Below are 14,400 nucleotides of genomic sequence, written 5' to 3'. Positions count from 1 at the left end.
TAGCCAAGGGAAAATTCCACTCGGCTACCATGCACAACGTCATTCTTGTATCGCTTGTTTGTTTTTCACGAAATAATCAACGCCCGACCAGACGGTGATCACAACCATCGCCCAGACCATCCAGAGGTCAAAGCGAATGTCGAGCGTGGAGAACGGGAAGTTGTTGAGAATCAAGGCCACGATGGCGATGATCTGCAAGGTCGTCTTCCATTTCGCCAGTTTGGATGCGGCGATCACGGTGCCGTTGGCTGCTGCGACGAGGCGCAGACCGGTCACCGCAAATTCGCGGGAGATGATGACGATCGCCACCCACGCGCCGAGCCGATCCAGTTCGACCAGCGAGATCAGCACAGCGGAGACGAGCAGCTTATCGGCGAGCGGATCGAGAAACTTGCCGAAATCTGTAATCATCTTCCGACTGCGCGCTATGTAGCCATCCAGGCCGTCCGTTACCGCCGCGATGATAAAAATCAACGCGGCGATAATGTCAGACCAAGAGGCTTGATGACCGAACAACGTAAATTTCCCCAGATCAAGACGCACCAAGAGGAAAAACATGACGATCGGTACCAATGAAATCCTGACTAATGTTATGCGGTTAGCCAGATTGAATTTCAATTAGACCGCCTCCCCCGAGAGGTCGAAATCGTACGCATGGGTGATGCGGACTTTGATAATATCGCCGACTTTTGCATCGGTGTTGGCGACAAAGACCATGCCGTCGATGTCTTTGGCATCGAACTGCGTGCGTCCCACACGAATCGTTTCGTCTTCTTCATCATACTTCTCAACCAACACGTCAAGCACATGGCCGACATGGCGAGCCTGACGCTCAGCAGCGACTTCGCGCGCCACTTCCATCAGGATGTTCGAGCGGCGCTCTTTGACATCATCCGGCACCTGAGCGCCAAATTCTGCAGAGGGAGTGCCTTCTTCCGGCGAGTAGGTGAAGACGCCGATATGATCGAATGCGACTTCGCGGACGAAATTGCACAAGTTCTCAAAGTCCTCGTCCGTCTCACCCGGGAAACCGACGATAAACGACGTGCGCAGCGCCACGTTCGGCACGCGGTCGCGGATCTTTTGCACCAGCTTTTTCACGCCGGCCTGATGACCCGGACGCTGCATCGCCTTGAGAATGTGGTTCTCCGAGTGCTGCAGCGGCATGTCGATGTATTTCGCCACTTTGTCGAGACGCGCCATCGCGTCGATCACTTCATCGGTGAAGAAGCCCGGATACGCGTAGTGCAGGCGGATCCATTCCAGACCTTCCACGCCGTTCAGCGCTTCGAGCAGGTCGTTCAGGCGGCGCTTCTTGTAGATGTCGATGCCGTAGTCGGTGGAGTCCTGCGCGATCAGCACGATCTCTTTCACGCCTTGCGACACGAGCATCTCCGCTTCGCTGACGATCGACTCGATCGGGCGGGAACGGAATTTGCCGCGCATCTTCGGGATGATGCAGAACGTACAAGAGTGGTTGCAGCCTTCCGCAATCTTGATATACGCGGAAGATCCGCCCGTCGTGTGCACGCGCGGGGTGGATTCGTCATAGAGGTAGATCGGGTTCTCCGCCGAGAAGTAGCGCGGACGGTTGCCGGTCTGCGCCTCTTCGATCAGTTCGTCGATGCGAATCAGATCCTGGGTGCCGACGATCCCGTCGATCTCCGGAATTTCGGTCATCAATTCATCCTGGTAGCGCTGGGCCATGCAGCCGGCGACCAGAACTGATTTTACATGGTGTGTTTCTTTCAATTGCGCCATGGTCAGAATCGTCTCAACCGATTCGGCCTTGGCATTGTCGATAAAGCCGCAAGTGTTGACGACAACAACATCCGCCTCATCCGGCGTGTCGACAATCTTATACTCCTTGCCTTTGACAATCCCCATCATAACTTCCGAATCTACGAGATTTTTTTCACAACCGAGCGTCACGAAATGTACTTTTTGTATGGTTTTCTCTGTCACTAGCCTATCCTCCAAAGCCTAAGCAAAAGCTTGGCATTCTGCCCTCAGTATAAACGAATGAGGAAATGGTGTCAAAAGTAAAGGAAGAAGACTCCGCAGCGGGCAGAGTCTTCCAATCCGAGTGTTAACGGTAGTTAGTAAACTGCAGATCGACCGGAACATCCGACTCTTTCAGCAGTTGGATCACCGCTTGCAGATCATCGCGGTTCTTGCCGGAAACGCGAACAGCATCGCCTTGCACAGACGCCTGAACTTTGATCTTCGAGTCTTTGATGATCTTGACGATCTTCTTCGCGTTGTCCTGATCGATGCCCTGCTTGATCTTGACAGACTGGCGGACGGTGCCGGCCGACGCCGGTTCCACCTTGCCGTAGTCGAGCGACTTCAGAGAGATGCCGCGCTTGATCAGCTTGCTCTCGAGGATGTCGACAACGCTTCTCAGCTTGCCTTCATCGTCCGATGCGAGGGAGATCTCTTCGTCTTTCAGATCGATCGAGCTCTTGCTGCCTTTAAAGTCAAAGCGGGAGATCATCTCCTTGCTCGCCTGGTTGACTGCGTTGTCCATCTCCTGCATGTCCACTTTTGACACAACGTCAAAAGATGCGTCTTTTGCCATATGTATGTACCTCCTGTCACCAACTGTAACGATGTGCTGTCCCAATTATAACACAAAGCGCCGCACGTTAAGCGCCAAAAAATCCCATCACAAAAATTTGAGTTCGCGCTTTTAAAATGGCGAACACGGTGTTAGAATACGAACATACATTCCTAGAACGTTTGTTCTGTTTCGAGGAGGCCGGTCACATGAACGGTGGATTTGATCCCCTCTCCACGGTGAAGGAAATCCTCATCCTGCATCTGCTCCGCCAGCACGTCGATGCAGACCTCGGCAGAATCCGCGCCCTGTCGCTGCACCTCGGGCAGGCGTATATCGACCGGCTGGAAGCGTTTCATGCCGGCCTGCTCAAGCGGATCGGCGAAGCGAAGCGGCTTCTGGGGCGTCACGGAGTGCGTGTGATCCAACAGGAAAAAAACAGTCTGGATTTTCAGATCACCTACGTGGAGCGGGGATATGAAGTCCGGCACTGCTTTCTGCTGGCGACCTTATATGCGGAATGTCAGGAGCGGTTTCTGCAAGATTTTTGGGGCGGGAGGTGATGAGGATGAAAGGAAAAGCAGAATTGCGGCTTGCCCGCGCGCTCGATCAGCTCAGCGTGTACTTTTACGCGATCGGGGTGCCGTTTGCGCTGGCCGATCTCTACAGGATGGCCTATGGGGACGAGTGGGAAGAGATGCCGGGGGCGCTGTGGCTGGAGTTTTTGGCGGATGACCCGTATGTCCGGGCCGGCCGGGATGAATTTTACTCGCTGATGACGATCTTTGACACGCTGCATGACGCCGGTCTGGAGCAGTTGCTCGACGTGATTGCCCGCGAGACAGAACGGCTGGGGATCGGCATGGGCATCCTCGAACCCGGACGCTACACCGGCCGCCCGCCCCGCCTTGATGACGGCGGAGAGGACGAATCCTGATGCACCGATCCCCCTTCACTTCTGCCTGGCTTACGACTTGAGGTTAAACAGGAACGTGTAGCCGCCGAGGAGCTGTTCGATCTGCACCGGCTGCTCGTTGATTTTGACGGTGAGATACTTCGAAGCTCCCGTCTGCATCGAGATCGCCTGTTTCGCCTTCCAGGTGCGGGTCTCGCCTTTTTTGACGATGCCCGACTCCAGCACCTTGCCGTCTGCCGTGACTTGCATCCAGCAGTCGTTGGACGCGGCGAGCACCACCGTCATCTCCTTGGTGCCGGACACTTGATAGGTCGTCTGCGTGCCGGCTTTCTGCACCTGCTGGACCACCGTCTTCGGCTTGGCCGGTTCCGGCTTCGGCGCCGGTGTGGGCGTTGTGGCAGGCGCTTGCGGTTTGGCTGCCGGCTTTTGCTGCTCCGCCGTCTTGACTTCCGCTTTTTCGTTGCTGACCTGCTGCTGATCGTCTTTGTTTACATACACCGCATAGGCGGCCGACAGCGCCACGAGGATCGCGACGGCGATCGCCACTTGCGGCAGCAGGCGCGGATTAAACGTTGCCGGTTTGCCGAGGTTTTTGTTCTTTTGCGCGACGCGCACCGGCTCGACCTGCGTATCGTTTTTCTCTGCAGCCAGCCCGTACTTGTCGAGCATCTCCTGGCCGTTGATCTCCAGGAAATCACAATAGCTTTTGATAAAGCCGCGAATATAGACCACGCCCGGCAGCGCCGACAGATCGCCCGCTTCGATCGCTTCGAGATAGCGGGTGCGGATCTTGGTCGCCTGCTGGACGTCTTCCAGCTTGTAGCCTTTTTCTTCGCGGATTCGTTTGAGCTCAGCTCCGAGTTCCTGCACGTTGTTACCTCCTTCGAGACTATGCTGCCTTCTCCTTGTTAACTGATATCGAAGGATGAAAATCCGGTCTGAATCATCTGGTAGGAGATCTCTTCTTCCGGCGAGTTGCGAAGCTCGATGATCCGGTCAAAATGTTCCCAGCCAAATTCTGTCTCCCGAACAAAGATATCAGGGTGTTCAATCACCTTTGGCGCCGGCAATCGCATGATCTCGCGAACGAGCGAATGGTGCTGCTCGTTGGAGCGGAGCGTCGAGACGATGCCGTCAATCAGGTAGACCATGTTGTCTGTCGCCATCTCATCCTCTTCCAGCCGATAGCGGATCGTCTGGCGCAAGAGCGTGGAGGACACGAACGACCATCGCTTGTTGGCGTATACGCTGGCAGCGACGATCGACTCCGTTTTGCCAACGCGGGGCATCCCTCTGATGCCGATCACCTGATTTCCTTCTTTTTTTAGTAATTCCCCCAAAAAATCCACAAGAATTCCAAGTTGGTCCCTGGTAAATTTATACGTTTTGACATTCTCGCTGGATTCGCGCTCGATGAACATGCCGTGGCGCAAGGCCAGACGGTCGATCAAGGTCGGTTGGCGCAGGGCCGTGACGGTGATATTTTCGACTTTGCGCAGCATGGAACGCAGCGCTGAGATCTTTTGCCGGTCATCTGTCTGCAGCAGAAATCCGCGATTTTTGTTTTCCACACCGTTTACGGTCAGGATGTTGATCGACAGCATCCCGAGCAGTGAGGCAATATCACCGAGCAGACCCGGTCTGTCCTTGTGGATGTGATATTCCAAATACCAATCCTCCAACACCATTCATCCCCTTTTGCCTCAGGAGCAGCCTATTGGCCAACTCCTGCTGTGTATTGATCCGGCTTGATCGCGCCGGATTTCAATTGTTCTTCGATCAGTTCGAGACGCACATCCATCCCGGCATCGGCGAAGGCGGACGCGTTGTTGATCCGGTACGACCGTGTCCCTTCCACGATGACCTTTTGCTGACCTGTCCACTTTCCGGACACCAGCAGTTCGGCTTCCTGCTCCAGAGCCGTTTCGTACAAGGACGCCGGCTGGGCGATGACGCGGTCTTGCAACGGCAACGCAGCCGTCTTTTCATCGGTGCGGATCAGCCATTGGCCGCCCGCTCCAAGCCCTGCCCACGCTTTTTCCGAAAGCGGGTCGAGCAGCACGGCGGACAAGCCTTTCAGCGGGCGTGCACCTTGCCCCGCCGCCGTCTGGCCAGCTGCCGCATCGGTCCCGTCAAGCGCTGAGACCGGCACTTGCACCGGCACGTCTTTGCGCCCGGCATAATGCATCCCGGCCATGATCATCTGCCAGTCCGGATCGTCGGCTGCGCGCAGTTCCTTCACGACCACCGTAAACGGCTGGTTCGACGTGCGGTTTGCTTCCGCCGCCAGATAACCGGCGATAAACAAGACCCGCGCCCGGTCATGGACGAGATGGCGGACATTGCTCAACTCCGGGTCGGACGTGTCGCCAAGCAGTGAAAAGCGCAGTTCCGGATGTGCTTTGGCCAGCTCTGCGATCTGCGGCGTATCAGCGGAGGCGAGCACGAGGTCAAGCCCTTTTTGCGAAGCCAGCTTCGCCACATCTCCGTCTTGGGCCGGGTACAGCACATCGGCCGACAGCCCTTGCTTGCCCGCCACTTCCTGCGCGAGTTTGGCAACGCTCTGCTGCTCCGCTTCGCTCTGTGCGGTCGAGACGACGCTCATCGACCATTTGATCGTGCTTGGCTCCATATGTTCAAATGTTGGTTTATGACAACCGCTGACGAACACAGCGGTCAGACAGCCTGCTGCAACGAGTTGTAGGATTCTCTGTTTCATAGTGGAAATGAACGCTCCTGCCTGTAGATTGCCTTAGATGCGTAAAAACGGTACTCCTTGCTAGTATAACACAGAGTTCCGGGCAGGTTCGAGCGGCAACATTGCTTTGCGAATTTTTCCAGACGTATCCTGCCCACATGGCGGGAAAGCTGATGAATGTCTATCTCACAAAAAGGAGGAGATCCATGAACACGACAGAAGCCACTCGGCAGCTTTTGCCGCCGAGCTCCAAATGGCTGCTTTCGATCAACACCCTTTTTGCGGGAGCGAGCGCCTTATCAAACACTTTCCTCAACATCTACCTCTGGAAGTTCCTGCAGAGCGTGGAGCAGATTGCCATCTACAACTTCTACATCTTTTTGTTTTCTGCGATCGGGTACACCATCGCCGGCTGGATTGCCAAAAAGAGTGACCGCTTGTACACGCTGCGCATCGGCGTCGCCATCCTCGCCTTGTTTTACATCCTGATCATCAGCTTCGGTTCGCGGGCTGTGAGCCTGTACGTGCTGCTTGGGATGCTGCAGGGCATTGGCACCGGCTTCTTTTGGCTGTCCTACAACGTGCTTGTGTTTGAAGTGACCGAACCGGAGACGCGGGACGAATACAACGGGGCGAACGGCTTTTTGTTCGCTGTGGCCACGATGGCAGCCCCGCTGCTCGCCGGACGTATCCTTTCCACCTTGCCGATGAAAGGCTATACGATCATCTTTACCGTCTCGTTTGCTCTGTTCCTGACCGCCGTGCTGATCACATGGAAGCTGCAGCCAAAAGGGGGACCGCCCTCTTACGATTTGTACGCCGGATTTTCACCGCAAGAACACAAGAATTTATGGAGAAAAATGCTCACCATGTCATTCTCGATGGGATTTCGGGAAGGCACGCTCGCCTTTTTGCCGTTTTTGCTGGTGTTCGTGGTCACGCAGGACGAATTGACCGCCTCGCGCTACCTGCTGTTCACGTCAGCCGGGTCGCTGGTCGCCTACTATGTGGTCAAAAAATTCCTGACCACCGCGCGGCGCAACACCTTTGTGACGACGGCCGCCTTCATGCTGGGACTCTCCGTGCTGATGCTGCTATTTGAAGTGAACAAAGTCTCCCTGTTTGTCTTTGGGATCGCCAACTCCTTGTTCACGCCACTCTTGGTCATCCCCTACTCCTGTCTCACCTACGATGTGATGGGACAGCTGCCGGAAGCGGTGCACCGCAAAGTCGAGTACATCGTCATCCGGGAATCGGTGGTCAACACCGGGCGCTGTCTGTCGATCCTCGCCTTGATTGGGCTGCAATGGCTGCTATCGGAAGGCTTATCGATGAAACTGACCTTCTTATTGGTCGGCCTGTCTCCGCTCGTTGCCTTGTTCTTTTTCCGGCGCACCAATGAGACCTTACGCGTATAAGGTTGGAACTTCGACTCTCGAAGTTCCAACCTTATTTCTTTTTCTTGCGCGCAAAGATCAACATAAGTCCAAACGTGAGAAACCCCACGAGTACAAACGCTACCGCCATAAAGAAATCCACAATGTCTTCCTCCTCATTTGCAATTCCATCATATTGTACCAAAAAATCATCACTTTTTCTGATTTTGAATATATATAGAAAAAGGATTCGAAGGTCACAGGAAAAGGGGAGATGTCAGGGTGGCACAAGAATTTCATCATATCGAGTACACAACGGACCAGGCCTTGTATCAGTTGGACTTCTATTTAAAGGCACTGGATCTGCCCTTTTCGGTGAAAGACCTGTACAAAAAGGCGTACGCAGAGCGACTCGGCCCGCACTACAGCGATGAATGGCTGGACGATCTCGAACACGATCCGGACGTGCAGGAAGGGATGAGCGAACCGTTTACCACCAAAACGATCATTGAGACCCTGATGAAAAACGGACACGAATCGGTCATCCGGGCGCTGCTCCGAGAAACGCGCAACCTCGGAATCGGTTTTACGCAAGCTTATATCATCGGCATCGAGAAGTGGAAATAAAGAACTGGAAATAACCAAAACGATGCGCATCACCGCGAAAAGCCGCCTGACCCGGGAATGACGGGCAGGCGGCTTGTTTTTTATCTGCGCTTGTTCTTTCGGCGGTATGTCATCAGATAGACGAGAATCCCGACCGCGGCCAGAACGGTGAGCACCCAGATCCAATTGGCGGTAAACCAGAGGGATGGCGGCATGCGTGATGCACTCCTTTCTACTCGAGATGTCTGGACAATTCCTCAACAAATTTTTTCAAAGCCTCTTCCGTGCCAGGACCAAAATCGGCATCGAGCTGCTCGTATTCCTTGAGATCGTTTTGCAGCACATCGACGATGCGTTTGACATCGCCAACCGGAATTTCATAGAGATTGATCATTTTTAAGCTGTCGGAGCGCACTGCCACACCTCCACTACTCATCGGTCTTTACCGCTTAGGATGACCGAAAAAAAGGATAACATCCCATGTATAAGATCGAAGATGCCAAGGAAAGGTATTCAATACAAGGAGGTGATAGCAATGGCAAGCAATTCCGGTCGTAATCGTCTGCTGGTCAACGGTGCAGAAAACGCGCTGGATCAGATGAAATACGAAATTGCGAATGAATTTGGTGTAAACCTCGGTGGTGACACCCCCTCCCGATTGAACGGTTCGGTTGGCGGTGAAATGACCAAGCGTCTGGTGGGTTTTGCCGAACAGTCCATGTCCGGTATGGGCAGCATGGGCCAAATGGGCATGCGCCGCTAACCACTCACGCCTCTGCTACATAGGGACAACCAAAGAGAAAGCGACCTCCGCGCTTGAGCAGAGGTCGCTTTCTCTTTGGTTATCGGCGATAGGTGCGCCACGACCTGCCGCGAATCGGCGGGCAACTGCGGTGATCTCGCCAGACGTACACTTCGCCTTCCTGCCCGGTATCCGCGTCGCACACCGCCACGCGCTCGTACAGGTTGTCGGGATGATCCGGTCCAAAAAACTCTTCCAGCTCATCCATTCGCGCTACGCCCTCCGGCGTGACCAGAAACCATTCCCCTTCGATCCACTCACCGCCCGGATCGAGGACCAGCGCCGGATAGCGCCCTTGTGCCGCATCATACAGGCGGCCCCGCACGCGGCCAGGCTCGGCCTGCAGCAGGTAGGGTGCGGCGACAGTGTGATTTGATTCGCCGGTGAGCAATGTGCCATACACAAAAATCTTGCGCATTATGGTTTCAGTTCCGGCCAGATCTCGCCGACTTTCATCTCCAACACTTTGGCGATCTTTTGAGCGATGTGCGGCTTCGGCTGATGTTGTTTGTAAACTAAAAATTCCAAAGCGAGCGTCGAGACCCCAGTCTCATCTGCGATCTTCTGCACGGTCAGCTTCTTGTCTTTTATCAGTTGCTCAAGCGTTTGGGTTCCGCTCATGTGGCAAGTCTCCTTCGATCTTAAAACTGCGACCATTGTATCATACTTCCAGCACTTTTTCGATGTACAACTCCGGGTGCTTCTGCAGATCGAGATACCCTTCCCCGACCAGCAACAAGGGGCGCATCGGGCGATCTTGCGGGATCAGCACCACTTTGCCGGACTGGCCGTTGGTCAGCCGCACCACGTTGCCGACAAAATATCCAGCCATCCGCTGTGCAAAGATCAGCACCACCTCCGGGTCGAGCGCGCCAAACGAATCGCTTAACAGCTCATCGAGCACCCGGTAATAGGAAGCGGCATCGCGGTAGACGCGGCGCGATGTCATCGCATTAAACACATCGGAGACGGCGACGATGCGGGCGTACAGGTCGATCTCCCCCTGCTTCAAGCCGCGCGGATATCCGCTGCCGTCCATGCGCTCATGATGATTGAGCGCCGTCAGCGCTACCGTTTCTTTGACATCCGAGTTGCGCAGCACCATGTACCCGAGCGTCGTATGCGCCTTGATATGTTCGTACTCTTCGCGCGTCAGGCGGTCCGGCTTGAGCAGCACATCCTGATCGACCAGGCTTTTGCCGATATCATGCAAAGTGCCGGCCAAAAGCAGGTCATCGCATGCTTCTACTGAAAGGCCCAGCCACTCGCCGATCTGCGCGCTGAGCAGTCCGACCCCCAGCGAATGTTGAAAGGTATAGTCATCCAACGTGCGAAGATTCAGAATTAAATTCAAAAAATTGGTCTCTTCCTTGCAAGCGCGCCAGAACTGCTGCAGCACGTCGGGCGTCCCTGCCAAATCGAGCTGCCGGGCAGCAGACGCTTGAGCAAACAGGTCTTCGACGCAGATGGCTGCTTCTTCATAGACCTGCACGATGACATCATTGAACAGCGGCGCGACCACCGGGTCGATCTCCCGTACCCAGACTTCTAAGATGCCGAGCTGTTTCAGCCGGGTCAACTGTGCTTGGGTCAGCACCGTTTTGCGCGGCAGTACCAACTGCCCCCGCTCCCCGATGATGTCACGGGCCAGGACCAGTTCGCTTTGCCACTCAGATGTTTGCACTTTACGCTCGTTTGTCGGCATACCTGTTCCCCCGTTTTTAAATCTGTGTGAAAATTATACCAGAGAACGTGAAAAAGAGGAACGGGGTATTCCCCCGTTCCTCTTAGTTTGGAGCGATTAGCGGCTGCCTTTTTCGTACGGCTTGCCCGAAGCGGCCGGCGCTTCCGCCCGTCCGACCACCCCGGCCAGAGCCAGAATCGTCAACAGGTACGGCAGCGCATTCAAAAATTCGCTTGGCACATACGCCGTCAGCCCCAGCACCTGGCCGGAAACGGACAATGCGGTCGCAAAGCCGAAGAACAGCGCTGCGCCCATCGCCCCGGCCGGATGCCATTTGCCGAAGATCATCGCTGCCAGCGCCATAAAGCCATGACCGGAGACGGTCGCGTGCTGGAAGTTCGAGGAGATCGCAATCGACAAGGCGCTTCCGCCCAGGCCGGCCAGTGCGCCGGAGATCATCACCGCCATGTAGCGCATCTTGCGCACATTGACGCCCAGCGTGTCTGCTGCGCGCGGGTGTTCCCCGACAGCGCGCAGGCGCAGGCCAAACGGCGTTTTGTACAGCACGTAGTACGAGACCCCGACCAGAATCAAGGCCAGGTAGGAGATGCCGTACACGTTAAACAACCCTGGGCCGATGACCGGAATTTCGTACAGGCCCGGAATGGCAATCTTAGTGAACACGTTTTGCACGGTCGTGGTTTGACCTGCTCCTTCGAACAGCTTCTTTACCAAAAACAGGGCAAAACCTGCTGCCAAGAAGTTGAGCGCGACGCCGCTGACCGTCTGATCGGCTTTGAAGTCGATCGACGCCACAGCATGCGGAAGCGAGAAGATGATCCCTGCCACCATCGCGGCGAGCATCCCCAGCCACGGAGCCAGCCAGCCCGGCACGCCCCACTGTTCGCCTGCGAAGATCGTGATCACCGCCGCAGCGAACGCCCCGATGACCATCAAGCCTTCCAAGGCGATGTTGACGACACCGGCGCGTTCGGAGAACACGCCGCCAAGTGCGGCCAGAATCAACGGTGTCGCAAAGATGATCGAACCATTGATGATCGTAACTAAAATATCTGCAATATTCATCAGCTCTGCACCTCCTCACGACGACGACGGAACACACCGAGCAACCGGTAGATGATCGAGGAAGCCGCAACGAAGTAGATGATCATCGAAATGACGATCTGAATCGATTCGGTCGGAATTCCTTCGGTGCGCTGCATGTTGTCCGCGCCAAAGGAGAAGCCGCCAAAGAGCAATGCGCCAAGCACAACGCCAAACGGGTTGTTCGCTCCGATCAGCGCAACGGCGATGCCGTCGAAGCCGATGCCGGTAAAGCCGGCCGAGATCGCCATATAGCCGTAGACGCCCAGCGTCTCCACCGCGCCGCCTGCACCGGCGAGCATGCCGGAGATCACCATCGACAGCACGACGTTTTTCGAAACGCTCATCCCGGCATACTCGGACGCATGCGGGTTGAACCCGACGGCGCGCAGCTCATAGCCGGTCGTCGTCTTCCACAACAGCCAGTACATGAGCAGCGTCAGGCCCAGCGCCAGGAACAGGCCGAGGTTGACGCGCGCCCCTTCAAACAGGGTGGCGAGGAAAGGCGAGGTGATCGATGCCGACGGCAAGATGTCTTTCGTGCCTTCCGACGCACCTTTCAGGAACGTGCGGATGATGTAGTTGGCGCTGAACAGCGCGATGTAGTTGAGCATGATCGTCGTGATGACCTCATGCACCCCGAGGCGCGCTTTCAGCCAGCCCGCGATGCCTGCATACAGGCCGGCGGAGACCATCGCCACGACAATCGCCACGATCGCATGAATCACCGGCGGCAAGTTCCACATGATGCCGACATAGGCAGCAGCCAATTGACCGATGATGAACTGGCCTTCTACCCCGATGTTAAACAGGCCGGTGCGGAATGCGAATGCCACAGCCAGACCGGCAAAGATCAGCGGCGTCACCGATCGCAGAGTCTCGCCCATGTAGTACGGATTTGCAAAAATGCCTTGGAACATCAGCGAGTACGCCTGAAGCGGATTGTAGCCCATCGCAAACATCACGATCGCGCCGATGATCATCCCGAGGATGACAGCCAGCACAGGGATGAGAAACGCATTTAGTCTCGAGTTGCCATGGTTCATGCCTGCGCTCCCCCTTTCTCTGCGCCGCCGGCCATCATCAGACCCAGTTCGTCATGGTTGGTCTCTTGCGGGTCCACGATGCCGACAATTTCGCCTTCATAGATGACGGCGATGCGGTCGCTCACATTCAAAATTTCGTCCAGTTCGAGCGACAGCAGCAAAACCGCTTTGCCTGCATCACGCTGCTCGACCAGTTTAGAGTGAATAAACTCGATCGCGCCGACGTCAAGGCCGCGTGTCGGCTGCGCTGCGATCAGCAGGTCCGGATTGCGGTCGACTTCGCGGGCGATGATCCCTTTTTGCTGGTTCCCGCCCGACAGCGCGCGCGCTTCGGTGTACTCGCTTGGCGTGCGCACGTCAAACTGCTTGATCAGCTTGCGCGCATACTCATAGACGGCGTTGTAGCGCATCACTCCGCGCTTGGCAAACGGCGACTTGTAGTAGGTCTGGAGCACCATGTTCTCCCCGATCGAATAGTCGAGGACCAGCCCGCGCTTGTGGCGGTCTTCCGGGATGTGCCCGATGCCCGACTCGACGATCTCGCGAGGGCGGCGGTTTTGCAGCTCTTTGCCGTTCAGCTTGATCGAACCCGATTTGACTTTGCGCAGCCCGGTGATCGCTTCGATCAGCTCCGACTGCCCGTTGCCTTCGATTCCGGCCACGCCGAGAATTTCACCGGCGCGCACCTCCAGGTTCAAGCCGCGCAGCGCATCGACGCCGCGATTGCCGGCGACAATGAGGTCTTTGACTTCCAGCACTGCGCCTTTTGGCTGAGCCGGTGTCTTGTGCACTTCAAACGACACGTGACGGCCAACCATCTTGGCGGCGAGGTCGTCCACGTTCGTTTCGCTGATCGAGACGGTGTCGATGTGCTTCCCGCGGCGGATGATCGTGCAGCGGTCCGCGACAGCCATGATCTCTTTGAGCTTGTGCGTGATAAAGATGATCGATTTGCCTTCCGCGACGAGATTTTGCATGATCTCCATCAGCTCTTTGATCTCCTGCGGCGTCAGCACTGCCGTCGGCTCGTCAAAGATGATGATCTCAGCGCCCCGGTAAAGCGTTTTCAAAATTTCGACCCGCTGCTGCATCCCGACGGAAATCTCGGAGATCTTCGCGCTCGGGTCGACTTTCAAACCGTAGCGGTTCGACAGTTCCTGCACTTCACGCTCCGCCTTCTTGATGTCGATCTTGACGCCTTTTTTCGGTTCTGCGCCGAGGATGATGTTCTCGGTGACGGTGAACTTGTCGACGAGCATGAAGTGCTGATGCACCATGCCGATGCCGAGATCGTTAGCCATGTTCGGGTCGGTGATCTTCACCGTTTTCTCCCGGATGCGAATCTCGCCCAAGTCGGGCTGGTACAGACCGAACAAGATATTCATCAAGGTCGATTTCCCCGCACCGTTTTCCCCAAGCAGCGCGTGGATCTCGCCCTTTTCTACAACCAGATTGATGTTGTCATTCGCGGTAAAACCTGCAAACCGCTTTGTGATCCCCAGCATTTCAACGACTGCCGGCACAGCATTCCCTCCCCTTTTAGAGGTTAAATCCAAAAACAAGGCCAGTGGGTCAGCACTAGCCTTGTTTGTCGGAACTATTCATCGG

18 protein-coding genes are annotated in these 14,400 nt (G+C 55.7%); 5 read left to right on the top strand and 13 right to left on the bottom strand.

Translation table 11 applies throughout. The features are described from left to right. Window positions 1–39: 39 nt before the first annotated feature. The 3 genes from pgsA to CBW65_RS17415 form a co-directional block, all read right to left on the bottom strand. Window positions 40–618: a CDP-diacylglycerol--glycerol-3-phosphate 3-phosphatidyltransferase gene (gene pgsA / locus CBW65_RS17425; protein ID WP_087457899.1), complete on the bottom strand. Its 579-nt coding sequence runs from the start codon at window positions 616–618 to the stop codon at window positions 40–42. After that, window positions 619–1,965, bottom strand: a complete 1,347-nt coding sequence (rimO, locus tag CBW65_RS17420) for a 30S ribosomal protein S12 methylthiotransferase RimO (protein ID WP_087457898.1) — start codon at window positions 1,963–1,965, stop codon at window positions 619–621. Between the two features lie 124 nt (window positions 1,966–2,089). Continuing rightward, entirely contained in the window at window positions 2,090–2,581 is a 492-nt protein-coding gene (locus CBW65_RS17415) for a YajQ family cyclic di-GMP-binding protein (RefSeq protein ID WP_087457897.1), read from the bottom strand. Window positions 2,582–2,769: 188 nt separating this feature from the next. Between CBW65_RS17415 and CBW65_RS17410 the strand changes: the two genes are divergently transcribed. Both CBW65_RS17410 and CBW65_RS17405 read left to right on the top strand, forming a co-directional pair. Next, on the top strand, window positions 2,770–3,123 hold the full coding sequence (locus tag CBW65_RS17410; protein WP_087457896.1) for a YhjD family protein: 354 nt from the start codon (window positions 2,770–2,772) through the stop codon (window positions 3,121–3,123). 5 nt (window positions 3,124–3,128) lie between these two features. Continuing rightward, a complete protein-coding gene (locus CBW65_RS17405) occupies window positions 3,129–3,497 on the top strand; it encodes a hypothetical protein (RefSeq protein WP_087457895.1) in 369 nt (122 codons plus the stop codon). A 30-nt stretch (window positions 3,498–3,527) separates the two neighbouring features. On the opposite strand, the gene CBW65_RS17400 is transcribed toward CBW65_RS17405, so the two are convergent. Genes CBW65_RS17400 through CBW65_RS17390 form a run of 3 tightly spaced genes read right to left on the bottom strand, consistent with a single transcriptional unit; the run spans window position 3,528 to window position 6,195 of the window. After that, window positions 3,528–4,346 (bottom strand): helix-turn-helix domain-containing protein, encoded by an 819-nt coding sequence (locus CBW65_RS17400; protein WP_087457894.1) that lies wholly within the window; start codon window positions 4,344–4,346, stop codon window positions 3,528–3,530. Window positions 4,347–4,384: 38 nt separating this feature from the next. Continuing rightward, window positions 4,385–5,164 (bottom strand): DUF3388 domain-containing protein, encoded by a 780-nt coding sequence (locus tag CBW65_RS17395; RefSeq protein WP_087457893.1) that lies wholly within the window; start codon window positions 5,162–5,164, stop codon window positions 4,385–4,387. Window positions 5,165–5,190: 26 nt separating this feature from the next. Next, window positions 5,191–6,195, bottom strand: a complete 1,005-nt coding sequence (locus tag CBW65_RS17390) for a type 1 periplasmic-binding domain-containing protein (protein WP_157722015.1) — start codon at window positions 6,193–6,195, stop codon at window positions 5,191–5,193. A 185-nt stretch (window positions 6,196–6,380) separates the two neighbouring features. Between CBW65_RS17390 and CBW65_RS17385 the strand changes: the two genes are divergently transcribed. Beyond that, a complete protein-coding gene (locus CBW65_RS17385) occupies window positions 6,381–7,592 on the top strand; it encodes an MFS transporter (protein ID WP_157722013.1) in 1,212 nt (403 codons plus the stop codon). 240 nt (window positions 7,593–7,832) lie between these two features. Further along, window positions 7,833–8,177, top strand: coding sequence for a hypothetical protein (locus CBW65_RS17380; RefSeq protein ID WP_087457890.1), 345 nt, complete (start codon window positions 7,833–7,835; stop codon window positions 8,175–8,177). 211 nt (window positions 8,178–8,388) lie between these two features. Here the strand turns inward: CBW65_RS17380 and CBW65_RS17375 are convergent, their stop codons facing one another. After that, the gene (locus CBW65_RS17375; protein ID WP_198299643.1) at window positions 8,389–8,592 is read right to left on the bottom strand and encodes a hypothetical protein; all 204 of its coding nucleotides are present in this window, start codon (window positions 8,590–8,592) and stop codon (window positions 8,389–8,391) included. 99 nt (window positions 8,593–8,691) lie between these two features. Between CBW65_RS17375 and CBW65_RS17370 the strand changes: the two genes are divergently transcribed. After that, on the top strand, window positions 8,692–8,919 hold the full coding sequence (locus CBW65_RS17370; RefSeq protein WP_087457888.1) for an alpha/beta-type small acid-soluble spore protein: 228 nt from the start codon (window positions 8,692–8,694) through the stop codon (window positions 8,917–8,919). A gap of 79 nt (window positions 8,920–8,998) precedes the next feature. Here CBW65_RS17370 and CBW65_RS17365 read toward each other — a convergent pair whose 3' ends face one another. From CBW65_RS17365 to CBW65_RS17340, 6 genes are all read right to left on the bottom strand, one after another. Beyond that, a complete protein-coding gene (locus CBW65_RS17365) occupies window positions 8,999–9,376 on the bottom strand; it encodes a gamma-glutamylcyclotransferase family protein (protein ID WP_087457887.1) in 378 nt (125 codons plus the stop codon). Next, window positions 9,376–9,579, bottom strand: a complete 204-nt coding sequence (locus tag CBW65_RS17360; protein ID WP_087457886.1) for a helix-turn-helix domain-containing protein — start codon at window positions 9,577–9,579, stop codon at window positions 9,376–9,378. The genes CBW65_RS17365 and CBW65_RS17360 overlap by 1 nt, the downstream gene beginning before the upstream one ends. Window positions 9,580–9,619: 40 nt before the next feature. Beyond that, entirely contained in the window at window positions 9,620–10,663 is a 1,044-nt protein-coding gene (locus CBW65_RS17355) for an HD-GYP domain-containing protein (protein ID WP_087457885.1), read from the bottom strand. 96 nt (window positions 10,664–10,759) lie between these two features. Further along, a complete protein-coding gene (locus CBW65_RS17350; RefSeq protein ID WP_087457884.1) occupies window positions 10,760–11,728 on the bottom strand; it encodes an ABC transporter permease in 969 nt (322 codons plus the stop codon). After that, the gene (locus CBW65_RS17345) at window positions 11,728–12,792 is read right to left on the bottom strand and encodes an ABC transporter permease (RefSeq protein WP_087457883.1); all 1,065 of its coding nucleotides are present in this window, start codon (window positions 12,790–12,792) and stop codon (window positions 11,728–11,730) included. Before CBW65_RS17345 ends, CBW65_RS17350 begins: the two co-directional genes overlap by 1 nt. After that, window positions 12,789–14,315: an ABC transporter ATP-binding protein gene (locus CBW65_RS17340; RefSeq protein ID WP_087457882.1), complete on the bottom strand. Its 1,527-nt coding sequence runs from the start codon at window positions 14,313–14,315 to the stop codon at window positions 12,789–12,791. Before CBW65_RS17340 ends, CBW65_RS17345 begins: the two co-directional genes overlap by 4 nt. Window positions 14,316–14,400 lie beyond the last annotated feature (85 nt).

The organism is Tumebacillus avium (assembly GCF_002162355.1).
Taxonomy (GTDB): Bacteria; Bacillota; Bacilli; order Tumebacillales; family Tumebacillaceae; genus Tumebacillus_A; species Tumebacillus_A avium.
Note: the sequence above shows the minus strand (reverse complement) of the source record. Positions and strands in the feature narration are given on the sequence as shown.

What these genes read in the sequence shown, in the direction of transcription:
- CBW65_RS17390 (WP_157722015.1), bottom strand. Translation starts at nt 6,195, where the DNA reads ATGAAACAGAGAATCCTACAACTCGTTGCAGCAGGCTGTCTGACCGCT.
- CBW65_RS17410 (WP_087457896.1), top strand. Translation starts at nt 2,770, where the DNA reads ATGAACGGTGGATTTGATCCCCTCTCCACGGTGAAGGAAATCCTCATC.
- CBW65_RS17375 (WP_198299643.1), bottom strand. Translation starts at nt 8,592, where the DNA reads ATGAGTAGTGGAGGTGTGGCAGTGCGCTCCGACAGCTTAAAAATGATC.
- CBW65_RS17345 (WP_087457883.1), bottom strand. Translation starts at nt 12,792, where the DNA reads ATGAACCATGGCAACTCGAGACTAAATGCGTTTCTCATCCCTGTGCTG.
- CBW65_RS17405 (WP_087457895.1), top strand. Translation starts at nt 3,129, where the DNA reads ATGAAAGGAAAAGCAGAATTGCGGCTTGCCCGCGCGCTCGATCAGCTC.
- CBW65_RS17365 (WP_087457887.1), bottom strand. Translation starts at nt 9,376, where the DNA reads ATGCGCAAGATTTTTGTGTATGGCACATTGCTCACCGGCGAATCAAAT.
- CBW65_RS17355 (WP_087457885.1), bottom strand. Translation starts at nt 10,663, where the DNA reads ATGCCGACAAACGAGCGTAAAGTGCAAACATCTGAGTGGCAAAGCGAA.
- CBW65_RS17385 (WP_157722013.1), top strand. Translation starts at nt 6,381, where the DNA reads ATGAACACGACAGAAGCCACTCGGCAGCTTTTGCCGCCGAGCTCCAAA.
- CBW65_RS17360 (WP_087457886.1), bottom strand. Translation starts at nt 9,579, where the DNA reads ATGAGCGGAACCCAAACGCTTGAGCAACTGATAAAAGACAAGAAGCTG.
- CBW65_RS17395 (WP_087457893.1), bottom strand. Translation starts at nt 5,164, where the DNA reads ATGGTGTTGGAGGATTGGTATTTGGAATATCACATCCACAAGGACAGA.
- CBW65_RS17415 (WP_087457897.1), bottom strand. Translation starts at nt 2,581, where the DNA reads ATGGCAAAAGACGCATCTTTTGACGTTGTGTCAAAAGTGGACATGCAG.
- CBW65_RS17370 (WP_087457888.1), top strand. Translation starts at nt 8,692, where the DNA reads ATGGCAAGCAATTCCGGTCGTAATCGTCTGCTGGTCAACGGTGCAGAA.
- CBW65_RS17350 (WP_087457884.1), bottom strand. Translation starts at nt 11,728, where the DNA reads ATGAATATTGCAGATATTTTAGTTACGATCATCAATGGTTCGATCATC.